This window comes from Alteribacillus iranensis (assembly GCF_900113025.1).
Taxonomy (GTDB): domain Bacteria; phylum Bacillota; class Bacilli; order Bacillales; family Marinococcaceae; genus Alteribacillus_A; species Alteribacillus_A iranensis.
This window is the reverse complement of sequence record NZ_FONT01000002.1, coordinates 519,144-543,139: the sequence shown is the minus strand read 5'-3', so window position 1 is coordinate 543,139 and position 23,996 is coordinate 519,144. Positions and strand designations below refer to the sequence as shown.

Here is a 23,996-nt window from a genome sequence, read left to right as displayed (position 1 = left end):
TTATTCTAACGTCATTGCACGTTTCAAGAACAGTGCAAACTGTGAACGCGTGACGTCTTCTCCAGGGCGGAACGGATCCTGGTTCGACAGGCCGCTCTGGTAAATCTGGTTAATAGCGTCGTAGTTCCAGAAGTCGGCTGGAACATCGTCAAAGTTATGATTTCCGGAAGGTGCAGGAAGTGTTTCTTCAAAAGCGGCAGTGAGAACGGAAGCCATTTGTGCTCTCGTCATGTATTCATTCGGACGAATATTGCCGTTGCTTCCGGTCATGAGACCATGATATTCCATCGCTTTCATGGAGTTGTAGCCGAGATCATCGCTTTCCATGTCTGTTGCTTTCATTGTGTACTCATCAGGAGTGGATAGTTGAAGCGCATCCGCCAGCATGGCTGCTGCATGTCGTCTTAAGATCGGTTCGTACGGTCGAAACGTTCCATCCGGATACCCACTGATGATGCCGCGGACTTCCAAAAAGCCGACTGCTTCAGTGACTTCTTGTTTTCGGACGTCATAAAACGGAGTGACTTCCCCTTCTCTCACATACGAACTGGCCATGTAGCCGTGAATGTCCGCATAGTGAAACGGATAGAATCCGAAATGGTTGTCGCGGCTGTTATCATGTTCTAGTTCGCCTTCCACCGTCAGCGGCATATATAAAGGCACGTCCCCGACTTGTCGGGAGGAGAGCGACGGTTCGAGTCTGAAATTAATGGTAGAACCTGGTTCTTCGGCGTAACTGTATACCTTTGTGCCTGTTTCAAACATTTGCGTCGAAGGAGTTTTGGTTTCTGTTGTCACGTGTAAGTCGTCTTCGGAAAATCTCATTCGATTTTCTCCTTCTCGGTATTCCGCGTCAAACTCGGGAAGGTCCACAGATGGCAGTAAGTTGCGTGACGTCATCGTGCCGTACAAGTCCTCTTGGTATGTATCGTCACTCACATTCGGATCGTTTCTGCGGTCGAGTCCATTGTACGCGAGAACAGCAAAATACCAATTTTCCAAAATATGACGGTCACCATTATTGACTTGAGGAATTAAGTTTTCGGTCCATTCCCATTTCTCATTTAACAGCTCCGCGCCTATTTGGATGTTATACGCGGTGTCATTTTTCAGTCGTTCCCGATCCACTTCTCTGTTCTCGAAGTCATCTTCGTTCAATGTCACTTGCATGATGCCGATGCCACCATCTTCGTTTTCATTCATCACCGGCTCTCCGTCTTCTGTGAACTGCCTCATTTGAGCTTCCTCATAAGCAATCGCTTTTAAAATTTCCGGTGGGATGTCGTACTCTAAAGCGGTTTCGGTGAGAAGATCTTTCTTTTCTTTATAGCTCAGTTCCTCCGCATCGGGTGTTCCTGTGTCGTCATCCGCTGCGAATGCTTGACCATTTCCTACAATCATTCCAAGCAGGAAACCAGTGGTCACCAGCCATTTTTTCATTCGATAACGCTCCTTTCTATTTTAAATCTCCTATTCTATGATTCTATGTTCAGTATAAAGAAGTTTTCCAGTTCTTCCAAGATGGAAAAAGATGCCAACCGCTTGAAATGTTATTCATGTTTAGTCTTTCATGCCGTTGGAACAGGAAAAGCTCGGTTCAAGGTCAATAAGAAGGTGGGATAGTGACGTTGAAATGAAGAAAATGAAAGCGAAGGGTAACAACCAAGGGAAAAACATGCGAATGGTGCCCTAGGACGAGAAAATATGAAGAGGAAAGTTCATAACGCCGTGGTTAGCTAACGTTGAAAGGGAAAAAGCTCGGTTCAAGGTCAATAAGAAGGTGGGATAGTGACGTTGAAATGAGGAAAAAGAAAGCGAAGGTAAACAACCAAAGGAAATACATACGAGTGATGCCCTAGGGTGAGGAGGAATGAAGAGGAAGGTTCATAACGCCGTGGTTAGCTGCCGTTGAAAGGGAAAAAGCTCGGTTCAAGGTCAATAAGAAGGTGGGTTAGTGACGTTGAAATGAGGAAAATGAAAGCGAAGGTAATCAACCAAGGGAAATACATGCGAATGCTACCCTAGGAAGAGAAAAATCGAAGAGGCAGGTCAATAACGCCGTGGTTAGCTGCCGTTGAAAGGGAAAAAGCTCGGTTCAAGGTCAATAAGAAGGTGGGATAGTGACGTTGAAATGGAGAAAAAGAAAGCGAAGGTAAACAACCAAAGGAAATAGAAGCGAATGCTGCCCTAGGGTGAGGAGGAATGAAGAGGAAGGTTCATAACGCCGTGGTTAGCTGCCGTTGAAACGAAAAAAACTCGGTTCAAGGTCAATAAGAAGGTGGGATAGTGACGTTGAAATGAGGAAAATGAAAGCGAAGGTAAACAACCAAGAGAAAAACATGCGAATGCTGCCCTAGGACGAGAAAAATCGAAGAGGTAGGTCCATAACGCAGCTCATACATGCCTTACAAACGAAAAAAGCTCGGTTCAACGTCACTAAGGAGCAAGGATAATGACGTGGAAACAGAGAAAAAGAGAGGGAAGGTCAAGAACCAAGGGACAAGCTTCAGCAGCACGCCGTGTGTTCTATTCATTCATCTCTTTATCCGTCCACTTGTGATGGGGGTACATGAACGATAAGGCGATGGCACCAATGGCACTTGGGAGCAGAATAAAAGCAAAAAATCGAAGCGTAAACAATCCATCTACTTCAAAATGACCGTGTAGAGGACTGAACATTTGAGTGGCGGTCATGATCGCAAGGTGGAAACCAATCGGTGTCCACACATTTCCGGACACTGCCCTTACATACCCTAAAATAAACGCAAAGCCGGGAAGGAATTGGATTTGCTCGACGGAATACATCGCCCCGATCAAGTAGGCAAACAATGAAAATAAAAGCATTTGTAGGAGAACCGTAATCCAATGGGGAAACACACTAAGCAACGAGCGATAGATATATCCTCTGAAAATCAATTCTTCGGGTAACGCTTCTATCAAAAACACAGTCACACATAAAACCAACACACTCATCAGTAAAACATTCCAGTCCGAATGTCGTGTGATGTCTACCCATCCGAGTGTGAGACATATCACTAAACCGATAGATGCTGGGATCGTCCACAGCAAAAAGCCCAGAAGAAAGGAAAAGAAATTGGTGCGTAGTGATCTTTGCCCCAATTGTTTCCATGATAAATGATCCATTCTTCGGACGGCCTCTATAAGAGCAAGCGTTAGAACCGTAGTAATAAGGCCAGCGAAGAAATGGGTGGTACGACTATACTCCGCCCCTAAATTACTAAAGTAGGGTATGAGTTTCCAAATGAGGGCCCCTGCCAGAAGGACAACTATTATTTTTCCCCATATCTTTTTCATCATGATCATCCGATCCTACTCTTATTATGAATTCTTATATATTATATTCACACTATACCAGGATGAGGATACTAAATGAAGGTCAGTCTTTCTTCTTTCCGTTGTCAGTAACATTTGGTTTAAAAAGGTGGGAAATAATATCATATTTCATCTATAGAATAGGGGTATTCTGGGAAGCCTGTAGGGAGAGGTGGTTTGAATGGATAAGCAGAATTTAAAACTAACATCTGCGGAGATCGGAACTTTGTGGGCACAGTATATCAACGGAACGGCAACGGATACCGTAAATAAGTATATGGTGTCGATCATTGAAGATGAAAAAATAAAAGCCCTTTTCGAAGAGGCGTTACAGATTTTCAACAGACAAAAAAATCAAATCGCTGCCTTTATCGAGAATGAGGGATTCCCGGTCCCTATCGGTTTCTCTGAACAAGACCTTCGTCCAGGGACGAACCGATTGTTTTCGGACATATTTTGTTTGCATTATTTACACATAATGACATTACACGGTCTCTTGGGGCACACGGCGTCGCTGAGTGCTTCCGTAAGAAAGGATCTCCGTGAATTTTTTGATACATGCGATAACGATGGGAAATGGATGTATCACCAAACCATTGAATTATTATTAGAAAAAGGACACTTCCAACGAGATCCCTATTTTTATCCCGAAGCGACTCCTGAATTTGTGTCCGGACAGAAATTTTTAGATGGTTTTTTTGGGGATCAACGACCACTCGCTGCAACGGAAATCGTCTCTCTTTCCTTTAATATTAAGAAAAAAGTGATGGAAAAAACGCTCACTCTCGCCTTTAGTCAAGTGACAACCTCCAAGGAAGTAAGGAAGTTTTTACAAACATCTCAAAAGGTGTCAGACGACCAAATTAAAACACTAGGTAACATTCTCCACCAAGACAATTTACCGGTGCCCATGTCTTGGGAGACGGAGGTCACCACGTCTCAAGAGGCACCTTTTTCAGACAAGCTTATGCTTTATCATATCGGTTTTTTGTTACAAACGTCTCAGGCTTATCACGGCTCAGGCCTTGGTGTCGCCATGAGAACCGACCTTGTTTTGACGTACGAGAAAATCATATTAAAAAATTTAACATTAACCAAAGATTGGTTCGATCTCATGACCAAATACAAGTGGCTCGAGCAACCGCCTCTTGCGCCTGACCGGAAAAAAATGGCCAAAGACAAATAATTATTCGCTTGGTTCTTCTTTTCCATGTTCATGTTTATCATCGGATCAAACGTGTTTTCCCTTGCCTATCGGCGCCGGTTGACGTGTGGATAGGCGGGTTTTTCCCCTATGATGAAAAATCGTCAGGAAAAACAAAATTATTTTATTTAATTTCCGTCCAAATGTCTTGCGTTTGTATTATACTTATCATGACAGACAACCGGCATATCAGACATCCAGCACATCTTCTGTTTTCTGAATAATTTAACAATTAGAGGGAGAGGAGGTAATTCTTAAAGCGGGAGAAACCAATTTAAGGAAAGGGCTGGAAAAGGGGACATGAAAAATAGTATTCCACTAATAGGAATGCTTCTCTTTGCCTTCTGCTTCATGATCTCGATAACTAGTGATGAGAGAAGTGTTGCGGCACAGCAACAGTACACGGATGTCACGCCTGGCAATGCACATTACGAAAGTGTTCAATATTTGAATGAGTTGGGAGTCTATGAACATAAATCAGGAAACACGTTTGCACCCAATCATGCGATCACTCGAAGCGAAGTAGTGAACATATTACATGCCTTGTATGGAAATAGTTTGGAAAAGAAACGGGTGTATAAAACGGAAACGTTGGCGGATGTTTCCCCGGCGGACCCTCACTATTATTCTACGGTTTGGGCCTATGAGGTAGGCATCATTGATGGGAATGACGGAAATTTCAATGGGAACAATCATTTAAAACGAGCTCAACTGGCGAAAATTTTAGTTCAGACGTTTGACTTGAGCGGGGAGGACGATCATCCGTTTCCAGACGTGAAAGACGATCATTGGGCCTTCGACTATGTCAGCATTTTATACAGCAATGGGGTAACGACGGGACATAAAGGTTCGTTTCTGCCTGAGAAAGAGGTGACGAACGGACAGTTTGCGAGTTTTGTTTCCCGAACGATGGGTGTGACTGAAGTAGAGAGGGAAGAAGGAATTGCGGAAGAAAAAGATGTGATGGAAGCAGCAGTCCGCTTCGTGAAGGGAGACGTATGGGTAGAAAAAGGAGAACGAGCCTTTCCAGCCGAAGAAGGGATGGTCATTTTTCCAGGTGACCGCATTCGCACGGAAAACGAAAGTTCGGCGAATGTGCTATTTGGTAATGGCTCGAAGTTGACCCTTGGACATGACACCGAAGCTCTTCTTTCTACCATAAAGGGAGAAGAAAATAACATACAAGTGGACCTTGTCGAAGGACAACTATGGAACAGTGTAGACACAGTGGAAACAGAAGGTTCCTATGTTATCGACACACCCTCCTCCACAATGGAGGCAAAAGGTACGCTTTTCTTAGTCGCGGCCGATCCAGTCACCGGTAGGACGACATTGACCGTCTTAGATGGGATAGTTTCTGCGAGAGATAATCGGGGAGACAGAGAGGACGAGAGCAATGAAGAACGTCTTATCGGCATGAATGAAAGACTAAGAGGAGAAGAGCCATGGGAGAGGGAGCCATTTGACCCGGAACAATTCATCAATGACACACATTCAGACATTCTTGCTGAAGCCATAAGAGATGTCCAGCAAGCGGCAGAAGAGGACCGGCGACGCGCCGAGGAACAACAAAACCGCTATCAACAAGATCGAAACAGAGGTGATCTTCTCGATGCGCTCGTGCAAACAGAACGGTCCGATGCCCTCCATCAAATACAGCAAAACGTTGTCGCCAAGAACCGCGAGAAAAACCGAGAACGAGAATTAGATGATTTGCTGAAAGAGAGACGTTATGAACTCATTCAAGAAATGGAAAGGAAAGCTCGCCAGTCACGGGAGGAGCTAAATAAACGAAAAGAAGAGATGATCGAACAAGCGAAGAGAGATGGCATTGAAGAGGAAGATATAGATGCAGCCGTCGATAGGATTCCGGACATTCCAGACGCTAGTGAAAGAAAACCTAATCGGCCAGGCGGCAGCAGAGGCAGCGGTGGCGGATCTAGCGGAGGAGGGGGAAGTTCGGGAGGAAGTGATCCCGACCCTGAACCCCCGGAGTCTCCACATATTACAGGCAGCACGGATGGAAATCACTTCTATATTCAAGTGGAAGGGATGGTGTCCGAAGCTGTACTGACTCTTTATGATGCCAGTGATGATTCGAAAATAGAAAACGCAGTTTTAGAAGGGAACCGCTTTATCATCCCTATTGATAAAAAGAGCTATTATGTGACTCAGACGGTGGACGGGACAGAAAGTGAATCCTCGAATATCGTGGTGGCCGAAAAGGAAGTAAAGCCACCTGAGGCCCCTATCATATCAGGGAGTGCAGATGGGGATTACTTCTACATTACTGTAGAGAGAATGGAAGATGGAGCTGAGTTGAAAATATATGATGCGAAGGCGGAGGCCGAATTAGTAGCCGATTTTGATGGACAAGCCTATAAGGTGAAGGCCGATGGTACCAGTTATTACGTCACGCAGACGGTGGATGGCGAAGAAAGTATAGCCTCGAACATCGTGGTGGCGGAAAAGGAGCCCGATCCAATAGAATCACCGGACAAGCCTGTGATTACAGGTTCCGTAGTAGGAGACCAGTTTGTTATTTCGATTGAAGGATATGACGCCACAGCTGAGCTCCACTTGCATGATGCTAGTGATGATTCCACTTTAGACGCAACTGAATACATTATGCTATTTCCATACGAATTTATGCCCTAGGACGAGAAAAAACGAAGAGGAAGGTTCATAACGCCGTGGTTAGCTGCCGTTGAAATGGAAAAAGATCGGTTCAAGGTCAATAAGAAGGTGGGATAGTGACGTTGAAATGAGGAATATGAGAGCGAAGGTAAACAACCAAGAGAAATAGAAGCGAATAGTGCCCTAGGAGGAGAAAAAACGAAGAGGAAGGTCAATAACGCCGTGCTATGCTGACGCTGAAACAGGAACTGATCGTTTCAAGGTCGTTATGAGAAGGGGATAGTGACGTTGAAATGAGGAATATGAAAGCGAAGGTAAACAATCAAGGAAGATACATGCGAATGATGCCCTAGGAGGAGAAAAATCGAAGAGGCAGGTCAATAATGCTGTGGTTAGCTGCCGTTGAGATGAAAAAAGATCGGTTCAAGGTCAATAAGAAGGTGGGATAGTGACTTTGAAATGAAGAAAATGAGAGCGAAGGTAAACAATCAAGGAAGATACATGCGAATGATGCCCCAGGGCGAGAAAAATCGAAGAGGCAGGTCAATAACGCAGCGCTTTGACGCCATTGAAACGGGAAATACTTCGTTCCATGTCACTAACCACAGACGTCTAGTATTGGGGTTACTTATGTCCGTCGAACACAAAAATAGAAAATTTTTCTTTTTTTCACATTTCTTGTTATTTAAGTACTGCCCCGGGGTATAGGTACTTCGTAGCTACTTATTTGTCATGGAACATTTTATACTTAAAGGGAGGTTTTGACTGAAATATGGGAGGACGATCGATGAAAAAGTTTGGTGTTGGATTGTTAGCTGCGGCTTTCGTCTGGAGTGTGCCGACTGCAGGTCTTGCGGCGCCGGGGGATTCTCTTGACAGAAAGACCGTCAATGTGGAATTTGACGATACGGGAAATGATTATTGGGCGAGTGAATCGATTGAGCGGATGCGCGTGAAAGAGATTTTTAACGGCTATGATGATGGCACGTTCCGCCCGAGTAACAATGTAACTCGGATGCAGACGATTGTCACGGCTGTGCGCTTACTTGGCTTAGAAGACGAGGCGCAATCGATGGATGCGAATGGGCACATTCCTTTCAGGGATGCTGATGAATATTTCGGGAAGGAACGGAACGAATGGGCGAAAGGGTATGTGGCAGTAGCCTTGGAACAAGGGTTGTTTGATACCAATGAAGAGACGCTCGATCCGAACGACCCGGCGAAACGTATCTGGGTAGCAAGCACTCTCGTTCGTGCGCTTGGCCTGGAGGATGAGGCATTGGACGCCATGACCGAGACTCCTGATTTCACAGATCGAGAAGAGATTCCAGCGGGAGCGATTGGGTATGCGAACGTGGCAGACGAGTATGATATCATCACGGGAACAAAAGAGAATGAGTTTCAGCCAAACGAGTCGATCACGCGGGCTCAAATGGCAACCGTTCTTGACCGTTCTTACGATGATGTGTTGGACGAGCAAGGAGGAACAGCTTTCCAAGGAACGCTTGTGAGCCACGATGAGAATGCACATACGATGACGATTGAGACGGAAGGAACGCAAGAAACCTATACGTATGATAACGACTTATTCGTATTCTATGAAAATGCGTACATCGAGCCATCTGAGCTTGAGGACGGGGATCGTTTGACGGTACAGCTGTTGAACGGAACGATTGTCGATGCTGCTCTTTTGACTGACGAAGCGGCAGCGGTAGCGTCCAATGTACATGCCGCAAAAGTAGAAGTTGAATATGACGACGATGAAGAGTTCGAACTGAAATTCAGCATGAAAAAAGGAAAAATTGAGGCAAAAATTGAAGAAGAAACAGACCGCGGTGAACGTGAAGTAACAAGAAGCGAAGCAGCAGAAGAAGTACAAGCCTACCTCGACAGCTGGCAGCTTGATTCTTCCATGAGTACGCAAGAAGTCGTGGAGGCAGTGATCCGCTCTCTCGACCGCCAAGACGGCATGGAAGAAATCGAAGTGAAAGTTCAGTTTTCTAATGGCGTGAAAGTGGCACATGAAGAAGAATTTTCGGATGAAGAAAACGAGAGAGAACCAACGACAGCGGTAGAAGACTTCGAATTAGAAGCGAAATGGCTGAACGGAAATGAAGAAAAATGGGAATATGAAACTGACGACGGCGACATCGAAGCAGAAGTGGAAAGAGAAAGAAACGGCGAAGAAACGGAATGGGAAGATGAGCGAGCTGTTGCATTCATCGAAGAACGACTTCAAGAACTGCAATTATCCTCTGACCAAAGCGCTGAAGAAATCAAAGAACAAGTCCTTGCTGGTGAGGGCTGGAATGAAGATGATCTAGCTGCTTTAAAAATTGAAGTGACCTTCCAAAATGGCATCGAAAAAGAATGGGAATGGTCCGGTACTCCTTATCATAGAGACGAAGATGATGACAGAGACGATGGCAGATATGATGACGATGATGACGACGATGACGACGATGACGACGATGACGACGATGATGATGACGACGATGACGATGATGATGACGAAGACGACGAAGATGACGACGATTAATTCATAGAGAAGAAAGGCCTGTGGAGATCACCCGCAGGTCTTTTCTACGACATTAATAATTAAAATATTTATAATTATTATACAATTTATGACATGTTTGTAGTATAATCAAGGCAACGATGAGGAAAGGAGAGAGACGATGGATCACGAAGAGGAGAAGACACATCAATCGAAAGAAGAAATATCGGCGGCGACCTCAACCGAATCTTCGCGAACTTCTACGGCAGGCGGCTTGGATGAAAATGTGGCGGGGCTTCTATGTTATCTAGTCGGTTTTATCACGGGCATCATATTTATTTTAATAGAAAAAGAGAATCGATTTGTTCGCTTTCATGCCTTGCAGTCCATTTTTACATTCGGAATCTTGTTTGTTGCAAGTACGGTGCTGACGGCAGTGCCAATCATCGGTTGGCTGCTTAGTATCCTACTCGCGCCTTTATCTGTCATTGTATGGGTCATTCTGATGGTAAAAGCGTACCAAGGCAGATGGTTTAAATTGCCTGTCGTTGGAGACATGGCCGAAAAACAATTAAACAAATAACGTCATTTCCTGTCTGGTGGCAGGTTCTTTTTTTCAGTGATAGAAAGAAAAAAACCCCTTTCCTTATGTTAGGAAATGGGGGAGAGGTACTGTTTCTATTTATCGTTGGTTTGTTTCTCTTTTAATTCCTCGTACGCTGTCAAGAAGTTTTGATAGCTTTCGGTGTCTCTCAATTCCTTGTCATTTCGAAAAAATTTATCAAACAATAGCTCTTTCGCTTCGTCGATATCGGTTTGTCGGGAAGCTTGGATTAGGTTGAAATAAGAAAGAAAAAATTCTTTCCCTAGGATCCCCGCATTTTTTATTTTCACAGGGTCTCCTCCTTTCTCCTAAAAAGGATCGTTCCTCTCACTGTACCACGTTAGAGACGATCGTTTCCACCCGGAAGACTACATGCAGTCACTCCGCTTTTCTTTCCTTTATCTCATAGGAAGCAGCTTGATAGCCGTCTTCATATCCTTCTTGATACTTCGCTTCTAACATGTCCTCAAACAATTGTAGTTCTTTTTGTGTTAAGTCTTTGATAAAATTTGTTTCGTCTTTCATGGCTCGTTCCTTTCGTCCCTCTCTATGAAAATTTTTTTCTATAGGACTTTACCCTATGTTCTCATTTTCAATCCTATATTTTAGCGAACTTTTTCCATTTAAGCGAATGATTTACTAGGACGCTTTTCCTATGTTGTCGGGAAGGAGAGGACAGGCACATGCTGGTGAGTATCCGGGGTCGCGTCTCGCTCGAAAAGAAAGATAAGCAGGAGTTTCCGAATGAAAAACAGCACCCGCTCCCAAAGAGGCGGATGCTGTTATTATCATTAGATTCATGGAGAACTGTCCAGCTTCAGCGCCCAGCCACTCGGGGGCCCACACGATGTGGGTCAGGTCGGCGTTGTCTCAGGACGAGACGGTTTTAGCCGATCTTCCAACTCGGTTCAGACAATGAAAGGGAAGGCACCTTTCCTTGCTGTCCCTCCAGAACCTGTCGTGGCTGACCAGGGCACTTACGCTTTTCTTCATTGGTTCACTTCTTCTTCTTGTTCTTCTGTGGGTTTCGGGTTGGACCGCTCATTGGGCTCTTTAATGACTGAAGGCTCTTCCTGAACCCCTCTCGTACGCCCTGTGAGAGATGGTCTGTTTTTCACGGTTTCTTTTGCTTTGTTTGTCATGTTCATGACGTTCGATGTGGTAGCGGCAGAACGTTCTCTCACTTTGTTGGTCATGACCGTCGCTTGTTCTTTCGTCTGGCCTGCTTTTTCATTCATTTGCTGACGCAGTTCTTTTCCGCTTTTCGGTGCGAGTAAGAAACCAGTTACTACGCCAAGGGCTGTTCCTACGAGCATGCCGCTCACCATCGATTTTCCTGATGACTCTCCTGTCTTAGAGCTTCCGGATGAGGCAAATTTTGCGATCTTGCTCACTTTACCGGAAGGCGGAGCTTCTCTAATTTCTCCTGTGCGTTCTAACTTGTCTTTTACTTCCTCGATAATGTCATGAACGGTCCGTCCTTTTGCTTCGACGAGAGGAGTGTTCATGCGCATGTCAGTTAAGTCCTCTATCCCTCTCACAACGACACAATCATAATCAGGTGCATCGGTTTTATTAAGAAGCATTTCCGCTTCAAATCCTATGCGGCTCAGTTCATCTCGTACATCCGTAAACGGTTGTTCAATCGCAATTCGTGCCATACTATCCCTCCTGTTTTACAATACTCATCCCCGCTCGATGTTGGAGCTAAACATGCACATCGGTTGAAAATGATGGAATATGTTGTAAAGAACCGTACGCGCGCGGGGGAGGCAGGCGTAGAAATTTGGAGTGGAAGTGATGGCTTCGTGTCCTATATACATGGAAAACTTTAGATTGGTAGAAGAGAGTGGGGATGATTCCGATCATACCTTTGAAGGGTTGGGACAGGGAAGATTTTCACAGAGTCTCAAACTGGAAGATACGTTATCAGCAGCCATAGGGTTGGCAGTTTTTTTCGGAGCAGGAGGGAGCACTTCGGATTCCCTCCCACTGGGTACAAGTGAAAATCAAGGTGAACGGGACTGCAGAGGAAAAAGCTAGGAAGGCGGCGAGAGACGATCAAACGGGTCATCAAAAAAGAGCCAATCCACCGTGACGTCAAATGTTTTTGCAATCATTCGTTGTCTTTTTGGAGTAAAATCTTTTTTTCCTGCTTCGACTTGAGCAATCATGCTTTGGCTAACTCCAATGATACGGGCCAGTTCTGCTTGCGTAAGATCGTGGTCGTCGCGCAATCCGATTAAACGAATATTTGGTTTCTTCATTGCTTTCTCCTCTACCAATGTTTTTTTAACAAATCCGTGATCTGTTGCTACTTGTTCGATGGCAGCTCTTGTTTCAATGGTGTCCGCTTTTCCTTGTCCCGTTCTTTTTCCGTGCAGGACGTTATCTTTTACTTCGGGATATTCTGTATGGGTGTCTGGATGGCAGGTACCAGGGGAAAGCTCCCTATGCAAAACAGGGAGCTTCATTCAATAGAAGTTTTTTTCTTTGGTTTGCATGGTTTCTATGAGTTTGGTGATATGGGCATCGTCTTGGGCGGCGATGGCTAAGGCGAGGCTGGCTATCGATTCCTGCAGTCCTTTTATAATAGGTTCTAATCGGATTAACAGGTAGGACGCTACGACGATCGGAAAGCCAACATTTGAAATAAGCGCCATCCACTCCTCCATGGAACATTCCCTCCTCTTTTCCTGTTGTCCCGCTAGCACACGCAGGGTTCTATTTTTAGTTTTTAGAGGAACCAGACAGCCAGGGGGTCCTGGCTGTCGTTAGCTCCTTTAAGGTATCGCAATGTCTTCGATGTCGCGGGAAACGATACGGGCTCCGACTTTGGTGTGAATCGTGTGAGCCGTGCCTGACAAGACGTTGTGGGTGAGAATGTCATCCATTACCGTCGATATTTCCTCAGCTGTCACGTCTTCGCGCGGGTTGGGCACCCGAACGGTGACGGTGCGGTTTTCATCATTTTGGAAACGCATTTCTAAATTTCGTGTAGACATCTTTTGTGCTCCTTTCTCATATTTCTAGATTTGTACGTTAGGCGATGAAGCTTGTCTCAGCGAGTGATAATTCGATGACGGGAAATTCACTAAGGGATGCTAGTGCCACGCCGACTGCATGGAGAGCATCGGCATTGGCGTCTGTCTTTGTTTCATAGCCGCTGCGTTGAGTGATGGTTCTGCCGTCTTCATCTTCTCCAATATTGTAGACGAGACTTAACCGAGAGCGAATGAGTTGTTTCTCTGCCATGACCGTTTCTTCCTTTCTGTTTTTTAGTTTGTGAAGTTCTGTCGCGTTTTCTCCGAGACCACCTGGGCCGGTGAGTGGTCCAGAAGCAAACGTTCGAGTAACTTCTTTACCGGCTAATTTTATAATAGGACTATTCAACCAAATAATCAATAATATTTAGTATTTTATAACTATTGGTAATATTTATTTTCTGGTTCGATCATCACGAGAGGACGAAAGCTTGAATTCACGCTCGATGATGTCTGTTTCGTCCAGCTCTCTTTCTTCTTCCACTCCTGGTAACTCCTCACCCATTATTTCTGCTGCCACATTCGCTGGAGAAGGTTTGCGTTTGAATGCGTCCATGGTGACTTGTACGACCTCATCGGGACGAAATTTCCGCAGCGCAAGGAAATTATCGTTGTTAAGTTCAATGTCTTCGAGAATGACGCGAACCGATTGGTGCCATTCTTTTTTCACTGTTTTATTGACGATTTCAATTTTTTTAATGCTTGCTTGAAACATCGATTCTCCCATGTGTCTCATCCTTTCCTTGTTTCAAAAAGTTATCGTTCTGTAATGTGAATACTTGTAGCAGAACCGAGATGACGTTCGACTTGGTGTAAAATATTGGCTGTTTCTCTGTAAGCACCGGTTTGCACTCCGTTCACGATGACACGATAGGTTTTTTGGTTTGTGGAAGGGGATGCTTTGTCATACAGATGCTTCAACCCGTCCGCATGTCCCGTGGCCATCGCTTCTAGAACGCTCTCCTTTCTCAGTTGATCTCTGTCACCGGTGTGATCGATAAACAAATTTTCGGTTAGTAATGCCGGCATGGTTGTCTCGCGAAGCACCGCAAAGTTTGCTCGTTTTTTCCCGCGATCGTTTCTCCCCAGTTGGGATACAACGTGGGCATGAAGTGTATCTTGGTAACTCCGCGTAGGTTTCGGAGAAGAGGGGTGTATGAATGATTCAAAGCCGCTTCCTCCGCCAGCATTGATGTGAATCGATAAAAAATAATCAGCGTGCCATTCATTGGCCAGTTGAGCGCGCTTGTGGAGGGAAACGAACGTATCTGTCTCTCGTGTCAAACGAATACGAATTCCTTTTTCTCGTGCCAGACGTTCACGAATCAGGTGAGCGATACGAAGCGTGACATCTTTTTCTTGAAGGCCGGCGGATACGGCACCTGGATCTTTTCCCCCATGCCCTGGATCAATCATCACTTTCATAAGGTCATCTCCTTTTTTGTTTTTATTGGTCGCGCGCGGTAGTCGCCGCCTCGTATACTTAACGTTTGGGTGCGATACATGATACGCGAAAAACTCCGCTCCCCCACTTTCGCTTTGAGAGTGACGCCTTTTAGATTCGTCGTGAAAATCGTATGTTTGCCAAGCCGGCTGTCCACGACTTCAAAAATTTTTTGAATGGCCCAGCTTCCGCGCTGATCGGTGCCAAACTCAGCACCAATGTCATCGAGAACGAGGCAGTCCACACGCTCAATCATCGATAAAATATCCGCCTCGGTATGTTCACTTTTTTTGTGAAAAGTGGATTTTAATTTCGTCAACAACATCGGAACCGAGATAAAGAGACCGGTATACCCTTTCTCCATAATGGCTTTTAGCGTGGAAGTGGCGAGGTGTGATTTGCCGACACCGGGCTGACCGTAGTACAACAAATTGCCAGGGGCCTCTAAAGAAAAGGTCTCGGCAAACTGAATGGACTGTTGTTTGATTTCGTTCTGAGACGCATCCACAGGCTCGAAGGAATCATACGAACAGGACCGCAAGTCACGGTTGATTAAACTGTTTTGGTCAAACAAGTGAAGAGTTTTTCTCTTTTTGCCTTCTGCCTCATGGCGCACGGCTTGCCTGCCCAGCTCGATATCCTCACAACGGCAGCCTGTAATCATGTTTCTCACTTGGCCTTTGTTCGGGCCAAAAGGCAGCGTGACGCTATGTTCCGCTACGTTTTCACCGCATCCGTTACATGTGAAACGACGCAGTAAGTTATTCTGCGAAAAAATCTCCTGCAAGTCGTCTGCTAATAGTGTTTTGACGTTGATCATGGTTGATCCCTCCTTGTATTCGTTTACGATCTCCGGCTTTGGCTTCGAGTACCGTTCGATACCCATTTTTTCGCCAGTTTTCTAAAATCGTGGTGACGTAACGCCAATGTTTTCGGCCTCGTTGGATGGCAATATCCATCGCATGAGCCAACATCGCCTGAGGATCGGAGAACCCGTCGTGATGTTGCCAAAGCTCGATTTCTTTTGCGACATATGACGACACCTTGCCAAACCCAAGCTCCTCGTAAAGGTCCAGCGGAGTGGGGGTTGTTTTTATGGCAAAGGGTTTGACAGCAAGCGTTGTACTTTTTGCGCGTTTCGAGCTTTTCGTGCGTTTTGTGCTTGTAGGGCTTTTAGTGCTCTTAGGGCTTTTCGTGATGTTAGCGATTTTAGAGCTCTTATTGCCTTTCGTGCTTTTAGAGCTCTTATTGCTTTTAGGTCTTAAGTGATTACTAGTATGAGTAATAGCGGCAGACGTGTTGACTGAAGTACCGGCTGAAGCAGTGACTGAAGCAGGGGCTGTAGTACCGACTGAAGCAGGAGCTGAAGTACCGACTGAAGTAGTATCTGAAGCAGCGGTGGAAGCGATCTCGGCAGGAATAACAGACGCGCCGTGATCGGTGTTGGCTTTCGAGAGTGGAACCAAGCGGTAGGTGGCCAACTCATGATCATACTCAAGCAGCCCTCGGTTGATCAACTCTTTTCTGGCTGTAAAAAAAGTGCGCTCACTAAAGCCAGCGCGCCCACAAGCAATCGCCACAAATGTCTCAAACGAATCTGGACATCCGGCTTTATCGTGGGTGTACGCGAGCGTGAACCATAGAGAAGTGGCAGAACTAGTCAACGGATTTCTTTCCTGAAAATCATAAAAGGCATATATTTCTTGACGACTCAGCATAACAAACAGCCTCCTGTTTTCATGTTTGAATGATGTTGGAAATAAAACAGATGTGAAAAAGAGGGGCGGGGGACATGGGGTGATTCGGGGAAAAATTTCTCTGTTACGTTTTCACTCCTTTCTCGTTCACTGAATGTTCAATCAAATTAAAAACTAGCATACATGGAACCGGGCCGCCGCACAAGAGGGGAATGGGATATTATAACTATCAGTAATAATTTGGGAAAATTAGGAAGGAGAGTGGGGTGTTTTTTGAAATTAATTGGTAATATTCAATTCGTTGGCAGGCGCTTGGGAAGGAGATAAAAGTTGCCCTTCTGGATGTAGAGTTCACCCGGGAGGTCAGGGAAGCATCCGAAAGGTTCCCATACGATGAGTGGTGAAGTGGTTAAGGTCATGCATCGTGAGTTAGCCTGCCCGGACAAGGGTTCAGAAACCGATGGGGGTCACGGATCCAGCGGAAAGCTGCCCTCGGAGAAGGGGCGAGCACAGGCGAGGTGACGGAAAGAATCGAATTGTTCCTAAAAAGCTGGAAGACTCGTAGGGAGGGAACGCAAAAGGGAAGAAGTTGCCCTCCGAGAAGAGTCCAGCACAGGCAAGGTCACGGAACGAGCGGGGAATAACGTATGACTGCTATGATTTTACCCCATGGGCTTTTCATTCTCTTCTGCTGGAAAATCATGCTACACTGAGGAGAGACACATCCAAGGAGGGGGTTGCTCATGACGGATTCCATTCCTAAGGTGAGACTAAACGATGGTGTAACCGTACCCGTTATCGGACTAGGCACCTACAGCTTGAATGGCAATGCAGGAGCGGTGGCGATTGAAAATGCGATACACATGGGATATCGGCTGATCGATACCGCGTACAATTATGAAAATGAAGGGGCTGTAGGAAAAGCAGTGCGGCGCACATCGATTCCGCGGGAGGAACTGCGCATCACATCAAAGCTTCCGGGCCGTTATCATTCCTATGACCAAGCGGTTGTAGCGATTCAAGAATCATTGTACCGCGCGAATTTAGACTATTTCGACCTTTATTTGATTCATTGGCCGAATCCGAAGCAGGATCAGTATGTCGAAGCGTGGCAAGCGCTCATTGATGCGCAAAAATGGGGGTTGATTCGCTCGATCGGTGTGTCGAATTTTCTTCCTGATCATATCGAACTCTTGAAAAAAGAAACGGGTGTAACGCCGAGCATCAACCAAATTGAATTGCACCCTTATTTCAATCAAGAAGAACAGAGAAAGTGGCACGAAGCCAATGACATTCAAACGGAATCTTGGAGTCCGCTCGTACGCGCAGGAGACGTATTCGAACAACAATCGATACAAGCGGTCGCGAGCGAGCATCACAAAACAGCCTCACAAGTGATCTTACGCTGGCATTATCAGTTGGGAAGTATTCCGATTCCACGGTCCGCCTCCCCGCAACGACAACTAGAGAATCTTTCCATTTTCGATTTTTCCCTCAGTGACGAAGAAATGGACATCATCAGCGCTTTGCATCGACCGGATGGCAGAAATAACGATCAGGACCCAGCTGTCTATGAGGAATTTTAATCGAATAGACAAGGGCGTGACCAGGACGTGTAGTAGTTTTGGCTGCCTTTCTTTTCACAGATGCAATCACTCCAATCGTTTTTCATAAAGTACGAGCCGCGTCTATTACGTTTCCTACAGGAAGATTACGGCAAATTGAAGTAATAATTTCATTTCCATTAAAATACCTTTTTCTCTGTTACTGGAATGCTAGAATATTTAAGAGGGAATCCCATGAAAATAGTCTTAAATCTAGCAAAATATGTTTATCACAAAATCAGAGCAGGTAATGCAGAAATACGTCGTTGATTTCCCCACACCACATCAAAAAAGAGAAAACGAAACAAGCAAAAATGAAGGAGGAACTACTATTGGCTTATCAACCAAAATCATATCGTAAATTTTTAGCAGGATCCGTTTCTGCTGCCATGGTGGCAACAACGTTTGGTGCTGTTGCTCCCGTCAATACGCAGACAACAGAGGCTGCGGAATCATTCTCGGATGTGCCTGATGAATACTGGGCGTCTGGATCGATTCAACGTTTAGCGGATGAAGGAATCATTCATGGGTACTCCGACGGTACATACCGTCCAAGTAACACGATTGTACGTGGACAAGTAGCTGCCATGTTAGTTGCAGCGTTTGACCTTCCTACCGATGACAATGCGGAACCCCCATTTGAGGATCTCAATCCAGAAAGTTATTTCACTCCTTATGCGGCAGCTGTGAAAGAAGCAGGTCTCATTCGCGGCCGTGAAGACAACACTATTTTCGCAGCAGGCATGGACTTGCCTCGTCAGCAAATGGCAACCATCCTCGTGCGTGCGTTTGACCTAGAGCCGATTGAAGGGGCGGAGGCGGACGTCACCGACTTGGATGAAGCACATGAGAGTCACCGGGAGAACATTAAAATTCTCGCACAGCACAACATTACGAACACAGCGGATGGCCAGTTCCGTCCAAGTGAAACCGTAACTCGTGCTCAATTTGCTGTATTCCTTGACCGTGCTATGGAGCTGAAAGAAGAAGAGGATGATCAAACTGCGAATCTTCAAACCGCTACAGCAGTAGATAACACAACCGTGGAAGTAGCATTCAGCCGAGCCATTGATGAAGTAAACGCAGAACACTTCACATTCGATCCTGAGCTCGACGTCGAGGACGCAGAAATCATCGCACCGGAAGATTCCAGCGCGAACCAAAACGCGGAAGGTACAGTTGTACGTTTAACGACAGAAGAGCAAGATGCAGATGAAACGTATCAACTAACGTACGGCGACGAATCGGTAGAAGTGACAGCACCAGAATCTGCATTCACCGTAGCTGGCATCGACCCAGTGAACACAACAAGCTTTGACATCGAATTGGAAGAAGAATTAGCGGACGACCTCGATGAAGAAGATGTTGCAGAACTTCTCGACATCACGCTCCGCTCCGATGACGACGAAACAGACATCGATGCTACGGATATCACTATTAACGAGGACAGAGACACGATCACGGTAGAACACGCCGATAACGATCTCGAAGGCACGTCCGGCATCCTTGATGTGAACGGCTATGAATACGAATTCGATTATGAAACTATTGAAGTTGAATCTGTAGAAGCTACGACAGAAACAATCCGCCAGGCCGAAGATCAAGAACTCGGATTTACTGTGAACGGCTTCCGTAACGTATCAGTCGAAGCATTAGAAGAAGCCGGGTATGACGTAGAATTCTTGTTTAACGAATCTGGTGGAGTCTTTGATGACGCGAAAGACACAGGAGTTATTGATGCAAGCAATCTTCTTAGAGACGAAGACGATGAGGATTCAGTAATCGAAGAATTCCGTTATGCGGTACAAATTACAGATGAAGACGGCAATGAAGTCACTTCTGACGAGCAGACGGTCAACGTTCATGGCGAAACAGAAGCTGCAGAAGTTACAGATGTAGCATTTTTCACTGGGGACGACCAATGGGAAAATGACTATGTAACAAATGCGAATGAAGGAGCGAAGATTCAAGCTGTCGCGGGAACCAACGCATTTGGTGAAGATCTAGATGAAGACACGTTGAATGGATTAACGGTAGAGTCTGTCACTTCGAGCGATCTGTCTGTCGCTTATTATGATACAGAGGATGGACTTCAAGTAGTCGGTGAAGGCACTACCACCTTTACTGTCACGTTTGACGGTGTAGAAGAACCAGTAGAATTTGAAGTGGAAGTAGTAGAAGATCAAGAAATTGATGCAATTGCTGAAGCAGATACCACTCGAAATTATACGACAAACGCTGTAACGGATACATTTACTGTAATCGACCAGTATGGGGAGCCATATGGCGAAGGAGAGGAAATCTCTTACACGCTCACCAATGAGAACGGGGAGGATGTAACTCCGGATGATAATACAGCAGAGATTAATTCAGAAGGAAAAGTAGAGGTTAGTTTTCCATCTGAAGTGGAGCCTGGTGAATATACCCTCGAGTTTTCTCAAGGGGATAATGAGTTAGGCTCTGTAACTCTCGAGTTTTTAGAGTTGAACGCTGATGAAGTAGATGAGTTTACTCTCTCTTCCACTCCAGAAACTGTTGATTTAGCTGATGCTTTGTCAGACGGTGAGATTGTTTACACCCATGATGACCTTGAATTCTCTATTACAGCCGGAGGTGAATATGAGGGCGCCACTCTCAATCAAACAGACTTGGAGGAAGCGCTCAATAGCATAGACGGTGATCTTCAGCTCCGTACTAGTGATGAGTCTGTAGCTAGTTTAGCAGAAGATGAAGAGCAAGACGTCGCTACAGAACTAGAGGTTTCAGAAGTATTGGATGGTCTTGAAGCTTACGGAAGATCAGAAGGTACTGCTACGCTCTACTTGGAAGAAGTCGAAGGTGACTTTGTTACAACGCTTGCGCAAGTAGAGGTAGAAGTAGAAAGCACGATTCCGGAGATTAACGATATTACGTTAGCAGATGACGTCGACTCATTAGAACTGTCTGCATACGAAGATGCTAACGGAAATAAACGCTGGAATATTGAAAGCTTAAGTGATCTTGTCTCAGATGATGTTGAATTAGAAAGTAATATGATTGAAGAAGTTATCTACTCCGAAAATGATGAGAAAGCCCTTATCCGAGTAACTGATGTTTACGGCGGCCAATCTTTCGAGGTGGATGCAGTTGTAAACGAGGAATAATCAATCATGTAGCGAAAGAACCTGTCTAAACGGCAGGTTCTTTTTCATGGTGAAGGGATCGTGAGACCAATTTTGAGCGAAATAATATTTTTTCCTCCATGGGGACGGCAGGAGAGAAGAAATCGAAGGATCTATTAAAAAATTGTTTCATGATCGTTGGAATTTCCCTTTTGCCTCACTTAGTTACGTTGACAATGGAATGTAATCATTTAAGGTCATTAAGAGTGATCAATAGTGACGTTGAAATTGAAAAATGCAAAGCGAAGGTCAACATACGAAGCGGAGAAGCAGAGTTAGTGCCCTAAGCACAAAGAGAAAGCAAGACAAGGTTAGTAAGCGCATTGAATGCTGCCCTTGAAAGTGGAATGGATAAGTTTAAGGTCATTAAGGGGGATCAAGAGTGACGTTGAAAGTGAAAATTCAAAGCGAAGGTCAACATACGAAGCGGAGAAGCAGAGTTAGTGCCCTAAGCACAAAGAGAAAGCAAGACAAGGTTAGTAATCGCATTGAATGCTGCCCTTGAAAGTGGAATGGATAAGTTTAAGGTCATTAAGGGAGATCAATAGTGACGTTGGAAGTGAAAAATGCAAAGCGAAGGTCAACAAACGAAGCGGGGAAGCAGGGTGAGTGCCCTAAGCTCAAGGAAAAAGCAAGGTAAGGTTAGTAATCGCAGTGGATGTTGTTCGTTTTCTATGTCATGAACCATGCTTGGGATCCCAGTTCATTGCCTTGTCGGTCCCTGTTCGAATCAATATAAAGCAGGTACTTTTTTATGCAACGTTTCATATTCCCTCTTGTCGCTACATATGTTTACAAAGGGAATGGGGAGTGGGGTGCCTCCCTTTTCCGCAATAAAGGAGGGGTGCAATGGACGAGAAACACAACGAGGAGAAGCCTCCGGTTGCAACAGACCAAGCGGGGGATGCCAAACCGACAGAGACACGTGAAACGGCTGCCTCCAGTGGCTTGGATGAGAATGTGGCAGGCTTGTTATGTTATTTGGGTGGTGTCATGACAGGTATCATTTTCATTCTTATCGAAAAAGAAAATCGGTTTGTTCGCTTTCATGCCTTGCAGTCTATTTTTACCTTTGGCATTTTGTTTGTCGTGTATATCGTGCTGACGGCTCTGCCTGTGATCGGATGGATGATTGGTCTGATTCTCGCTCCGCTTTCTGTCATTGTCTGGATCGTTCTTATGATCAAAGCCTACCAAGGCAGACAGTGGAAGCTTCCGGTCGTCGGTGATATGGCGGACAAACAACTGGATAAAATGAGTACATGAATCTGTCTGGATTGGCAGATTCTTTTTCATTTTACAAAATTAATGTAGAATGCCTTCCGTTTTTTTACATAAAAAAAGAAAGCTTCTTTTACATAGAAACTTTCTCGGATGTTTTTATGATATCGAGCACACGGTTGTTAATGTCTTCCATAGTCGTCCCCAAGGAAATGGCCATTTCTTTAAATAATATTTTTTGAATTGAGTACAGGAGACGGTGGTCTCGGTCGTGAACTTTTTTGTCTGCTCGTTTTAATTCGAGTTCATTTCTCATCAGTGTGTTGACGACTTTGGCGATTTCCAACCGGTTGGCAGAGTCGACGATGTTGGAATATCGTTGTACTCGTTGGTGCGGATTATCAATCCACTTCACACCCGGCTCCTTAAACGATTCTAATAGGTCGTGAGCCTCGTCTTCCTCAATTAAGGCAAGCATCGTGACCTTCTCGTTATCTACCGGAATGCTGATCGATAGTTGATTGATAGCTTCCATCGGGTGTAAGACATAATAGGTTTCGGTCGTTTCTAAAAATGTCTTTTCGCAAATGTCCGAGATTCTACAGATGCCGTGAGAGGAGTAAACAACCAGGTCCCCAATATTAAACATGGACATCGCTCCTTATTCTTGGTTTTCCTACCAAGTTTCTATGTCTATTATACCTCATATTTTCTGTTTTGTAAACTAAGTTGACGTTAGGGTCACTTTCAGCTTAAGAGATTTTACCAGAAATAGGTTAAAAGTTTTACCTATAGACCATGTAAATACATAAGCCTAGATCTGTTATACTAGTGTTCGTATATAAGGGGGGGATGGGGTTGTATGAGAAAGAGGATGTTGTACCTAGTTGCTGTAATCTTGTTAGCAGGCTGCGGCGCCAATGACACTGCCGATGCAGAAGGCGGGGAGAAGGTACAAGAAACGGAAGGCGTAGAAAGTGGGGGAACGCCAGCAGCAGATACGGAAAAGGAAGAGTCCAATGATAGTGAACTGACAGAAATCAGGGAGAGTTATGAGGATGAAACTTATAAGGTGACACTGAAAGCGATCACCGACGTGAATGAAACGACGGCGGTGGGCCCGATGGAAGTGACGATAGAGGACGTGAAAGTGCTGACGATAGAACCATCTCAGGAAGCTCATGAAGAGTATTATTATCAGTATTCTTCAGAGGAAGAGTTTGACTATCCTCACATCCAAGCCACTTCTGAAAATACGTCGGAAGATATGGTGAACTTTAACCCTGTGTCTACTGTGGAATGAGCGATGGCCAGCAGCTGGAATTTCCGGAGGACGAGATGAATTGGCCATATGAACAGCTTCACGGAGATTACTACGGTGGTGTGATCAAAGAAGGACACATGGCGTTTGTGCTCTCGAAGCCGGTCGATGACTCACTGGAAGGGATCAAGCTTATCATGAGCCAAGGTTTTGATGAATAGATGAACGAGTTAGGGGAGAAAACAGAGATTCAGATTGAGTTCGAATAGAAAAAATACATAGGGGACTT

At 45.2% G+C, this 23,996-nt stretch carries 23 protein-coding genes; 9 read left to right on the top strand and 14 right to left on the bottom strand.

What is annotated here, in order from left to right; genetic code table 11:
• On the bottom strand, positions 1–1,440 hold the full coding sequence (locus BM095_RS06580) for an S-layer homology domain-containing protein (protein WP_091659169.1): 1,440 nt from the start codon (positions 1,438–1,440) through the stop codon (positions 1–3).
• A gap of 1,086 nt (positions 1,441–2,526) precedes the next feature.
• Positions 2,527–3,318 (bottom strand): CPBP family intramembrane glutamic endopeptidase, encoded by a 792-nt coding sequence (locus BM095_RS06575; protein ID WP_177194730.1) that lies wholly within the window; start codon positions 3,316–3,318, stop codon positions 2,527–2,529.
• Positions 3,319–3,514: 196 nt separating this feature from the next.
• On the opposite strand from BM095_RS06575, the gene BM095_RS06570 reads away from it, so the two are divergent.
• The 4 genes from BM095_RS06570 (at position 3,515) to BM095_RS06555 (ending at position 10,254) form a co-directional block, all read left to right on the top strand.
• Positions 3,515–4,519 (top strand): DUF3231 family protein, encoded by a 1,005-nt coding sequence (locus tag BM095_RS06570; RefSeq protein WP_091659163.1) that lies wholly within the window; start codon positions 3,515–3,517, stop codon positions 4,517–4,519.
• 318 nt (positions 4,520–4,837) lie between these two features.
• Positions 4,838–7,195, top strand: a complete 2,358-nt coding sequence (locus BM095_RS06565; protein WP_091659161.1) for an S-layer homology domain-containing protein — start codon at positions 4,838–4,840, stop codon at positions 7,193–7,195.
• Between the two features lie 766 nt (positions 7,196–7,961).
• Positions 7,962–9,713, top strand: coding sequence for a YusW family protein (locus BM095_RS16535; RefSeq protein WP_177194729.1), 1,752 nt, complete (start codon positions 7,962–7,964; stop codon positions 9,711–9,713).
• Positions 9,714–9,852: 139 nt separating this feature from the next.
• Positions 9,853–10,254 (top strand): DUF4870 domain-containing protein, encoded by a 402-nt coding sequence (locus tag BM095_RS06555; protein ID WP_143083194.1) that lies wholly within the window; start codon positions 9,853–9,855, stop codon positions 10,252–10,254.
• A 95-nt stretch (positions 10,255–10,349) separates the two neighbouring features.
• On the opposite strand, the gene BM095_RS06550 is transcribed toward BM095_RS06555, so the two are convergent.
• The 11 genes from BM095_RS06550 to BM095_RS06495 all read right to left on the bottom strand — a co-directional run bounded on the left by BM095_RS06550 (position 10,350) and on the right by BM095_RS06495 (position 16,481).
• Positions 10,350–10,565, bottom strand: coding sequence for a hypothetical protein (locus BM095_RS06550; protein ID WP_091659158.1), 216 nt, complete (start codon positions 10,563–10,565; stop codon positions 10,350–10,352).
• An 88-nt stretch (positions 10,566–10,653) separates the two neighbouring features.
• A complete protein-coding gene (locus BM095_RS16530) occupies positions 10,654–10,800 on the bottom strand; it encodes a hypothetical protein (RefSeq protein ID WP_177194728.1) in 147 nt (48 codons plus the stop codon).
• A gap of 464 nt (positions 10,801–11,264) precedes the next feature.
• Complete coding sequence (locus BM095_RS16355; protein WP_143083193.1) at positions 11,265–11,936, bottom strand: YkuS family protein; 672 nt, start codon at positions 11,934–11,936, stop codon at positions 11,265–11,267.
• 378 nt (positions 11,937–12,314) lie between these two features.
• Positions 12,315–12,734, bottom strand: a complete 420-nt coding sequence (locus BM095_RS06530; protein WP_177194727.1) for a helix-turn-helix transcriptional regulator — start codon at positions 12,732–12,734, stop codon at positions 12,315–12,317.
• A 15-nt stretch (positions 12,735–12,749) separates the two neighbouring features.
• The gene (locus BM095_RS06525; protein ID WP_091659148.1) at positions 12,750–12,950 is read right to left on the bottom strand and encodes a YvrJ family protein; all 201 of its coding nucleotides are present in this window, start codon (positions 12,948–12,950) and stop codon (positions 12,750–12,752) included.
• Between the two features lie 108 nt (positions 12,951–13,058).
• Positions 13,059–13,280 (bottom strand): DUF2922 domain-containing protein, encoded by a 222-nt coding sequence (locus tag BM095_RS06520; protein ID WP_091659145.1) that lies wholly within the window; start codon positions 13,278–13,280, stop codon positions 13,059–13,061.
• A gap of 37 nt (positions 13,281–13,317) precedes the next feature.
• Positions 13,318–13,668: a DUF1659 domain-containing protein gene (locus tag BM095_RS06515; protein ID WP_143083192.1), complete on the bottom strand. Its 351-nt coding sequence runs from the start codon at positions 13,666–13,668 to the stop codon at positions 13,318–13,320.
• A gap of 45 nt (positions 13,669–13,713) precedes the next feature.
• On the bottom strand, positions 13,714–14,046 hold the full coding sequence (locus tag BM095_RS06510; protein WP_091659140.1) for a hypothetical protein: 333 nt from the start codon (positions 14,044–14,046) through the stop codon (positions 13,714–13,716).
• 29 nt (positions 14,047–14,075) lie between these two features.
• Positions 14,076–14,744 (bottom strand): N-acetylmuramoyl-L-alanine amidase family protein, encoded by a 669-nt coding sequence (locus BM095_RS06505; protein WP_091659136.1) that lies wholly within the window; start codon positions 14,742–14,744, stop codon positions 14,076–14,078.
• Positions 14,741–15,583: an ATP-binding protein gene (locus tag BM095_RS06500; protein WP_177194726.1), complete on the bottom strand. Its 843-nt coding sequence runs from the start codon at positions 15,581–15,583 to the stop codon at positions 14,741–14,743. Before BM095_RS06500 ends, BM095_RS06505 begins: the two co-directional genes overlap by 4 nt.
• Positions 15,525–16,481, bottom strand: coding sequence for a DnaD domain protein (locus BM095_RS06495; protein ID WP_091659829.1), 957 nt, complete (start codon positions 16,479–16,481; stop codon positions 15,525–15,527). The genes BM095_RS06500 and BM095_RS06495 overlap by 59 nt, the downstream gene beginning before the upstream one ends.
• A gap of 722 nt (positions 16,482–17,203) precedes the next feature.
• On the opposite strand from BM095_RS06495, the gene BM095_RS06490 reads away from it, so the two are divergent.
• From BM095_RS06490 to BM095_RS06480, 3 genes are all read left to right on the top strand, one after another.
• Complete coding sequence (locus BM095_RS06490) at positions 17,204–18,046, top strand: aldo/keto reductase (RefSeq protein ID WP_091659130.1); 843 nt, start codon at positions 17,204–17,206, stop codon at positions 18,044–18,046.
• A gap of 350 nt (positions 18,047–18,396) precedes the next feature.
• Complete coding sequence (locus BM095_RS06485; RefSeq protein ID WP_177194725.1) at positions 18,397–21,207, top strand: S-layer homology domain-containing protein; 2,811 nt, start codon at positions 18,397–18,399, stop codon at positions 21,205–21,207.
• 867 nt (positions 21,208–22,074) lie between these two features.
• Positions 22,075–22,491, top strand: coding sequence for a DUF4870 domain-containing protein (locus BM095_RS06480; protein WP_143083190.1), 417 nt, complete (start codon positions 22,075–22,077; stop codon positions 22,489–22,491).
• A gap of 88 nt (positions 22,492–22,579) precedes the next feature.
• Here BM095_RS06480 and BM095_RS06475 read toward each other — a convergent pair whose 3' ends face one another.
• Entirely contained in the window at positions 22,580–23,095 is a 516-nt protein-coding gene (locus BM095_RS06475; protein WP_091659125.1) for a CarD family transcriptional regulator, read from the bottom strand.
• 213 nt (positions 23,096–23,308) lie between these two features.
• Here BM095_RS06475 and BM095_RS06470 point away from each other — a divergent pair, with 213 nt between their 5' ends.
• Both BM095_RS06470 and BM095_RS16525 read left to right on the top strand, forming a co-directional pair.
• Entirely contained in the window at positions 23,309–23,749 is a 441-nt protein-coding gene (locus BM095_RS06470; RefSeq protein WP_091659122.1) for a hypothetical protein, read from the top strand.
• 35 nt (positions 23,750–23,784) lie between these two features.
• The gene (locus tag BM095_RS16525; protein WP_177194724.1) at positions 23,785–23,928 is read left to right on the top strand and encodes a hypothetical protein; all 144 of its coding nucleotides are present in this window, start codon (positions 23,785–23,787) and stop codon (positions 23,926–23,928) included.
• Positions 23,929–23,996 lie beyond the last annotated feature (68 nt).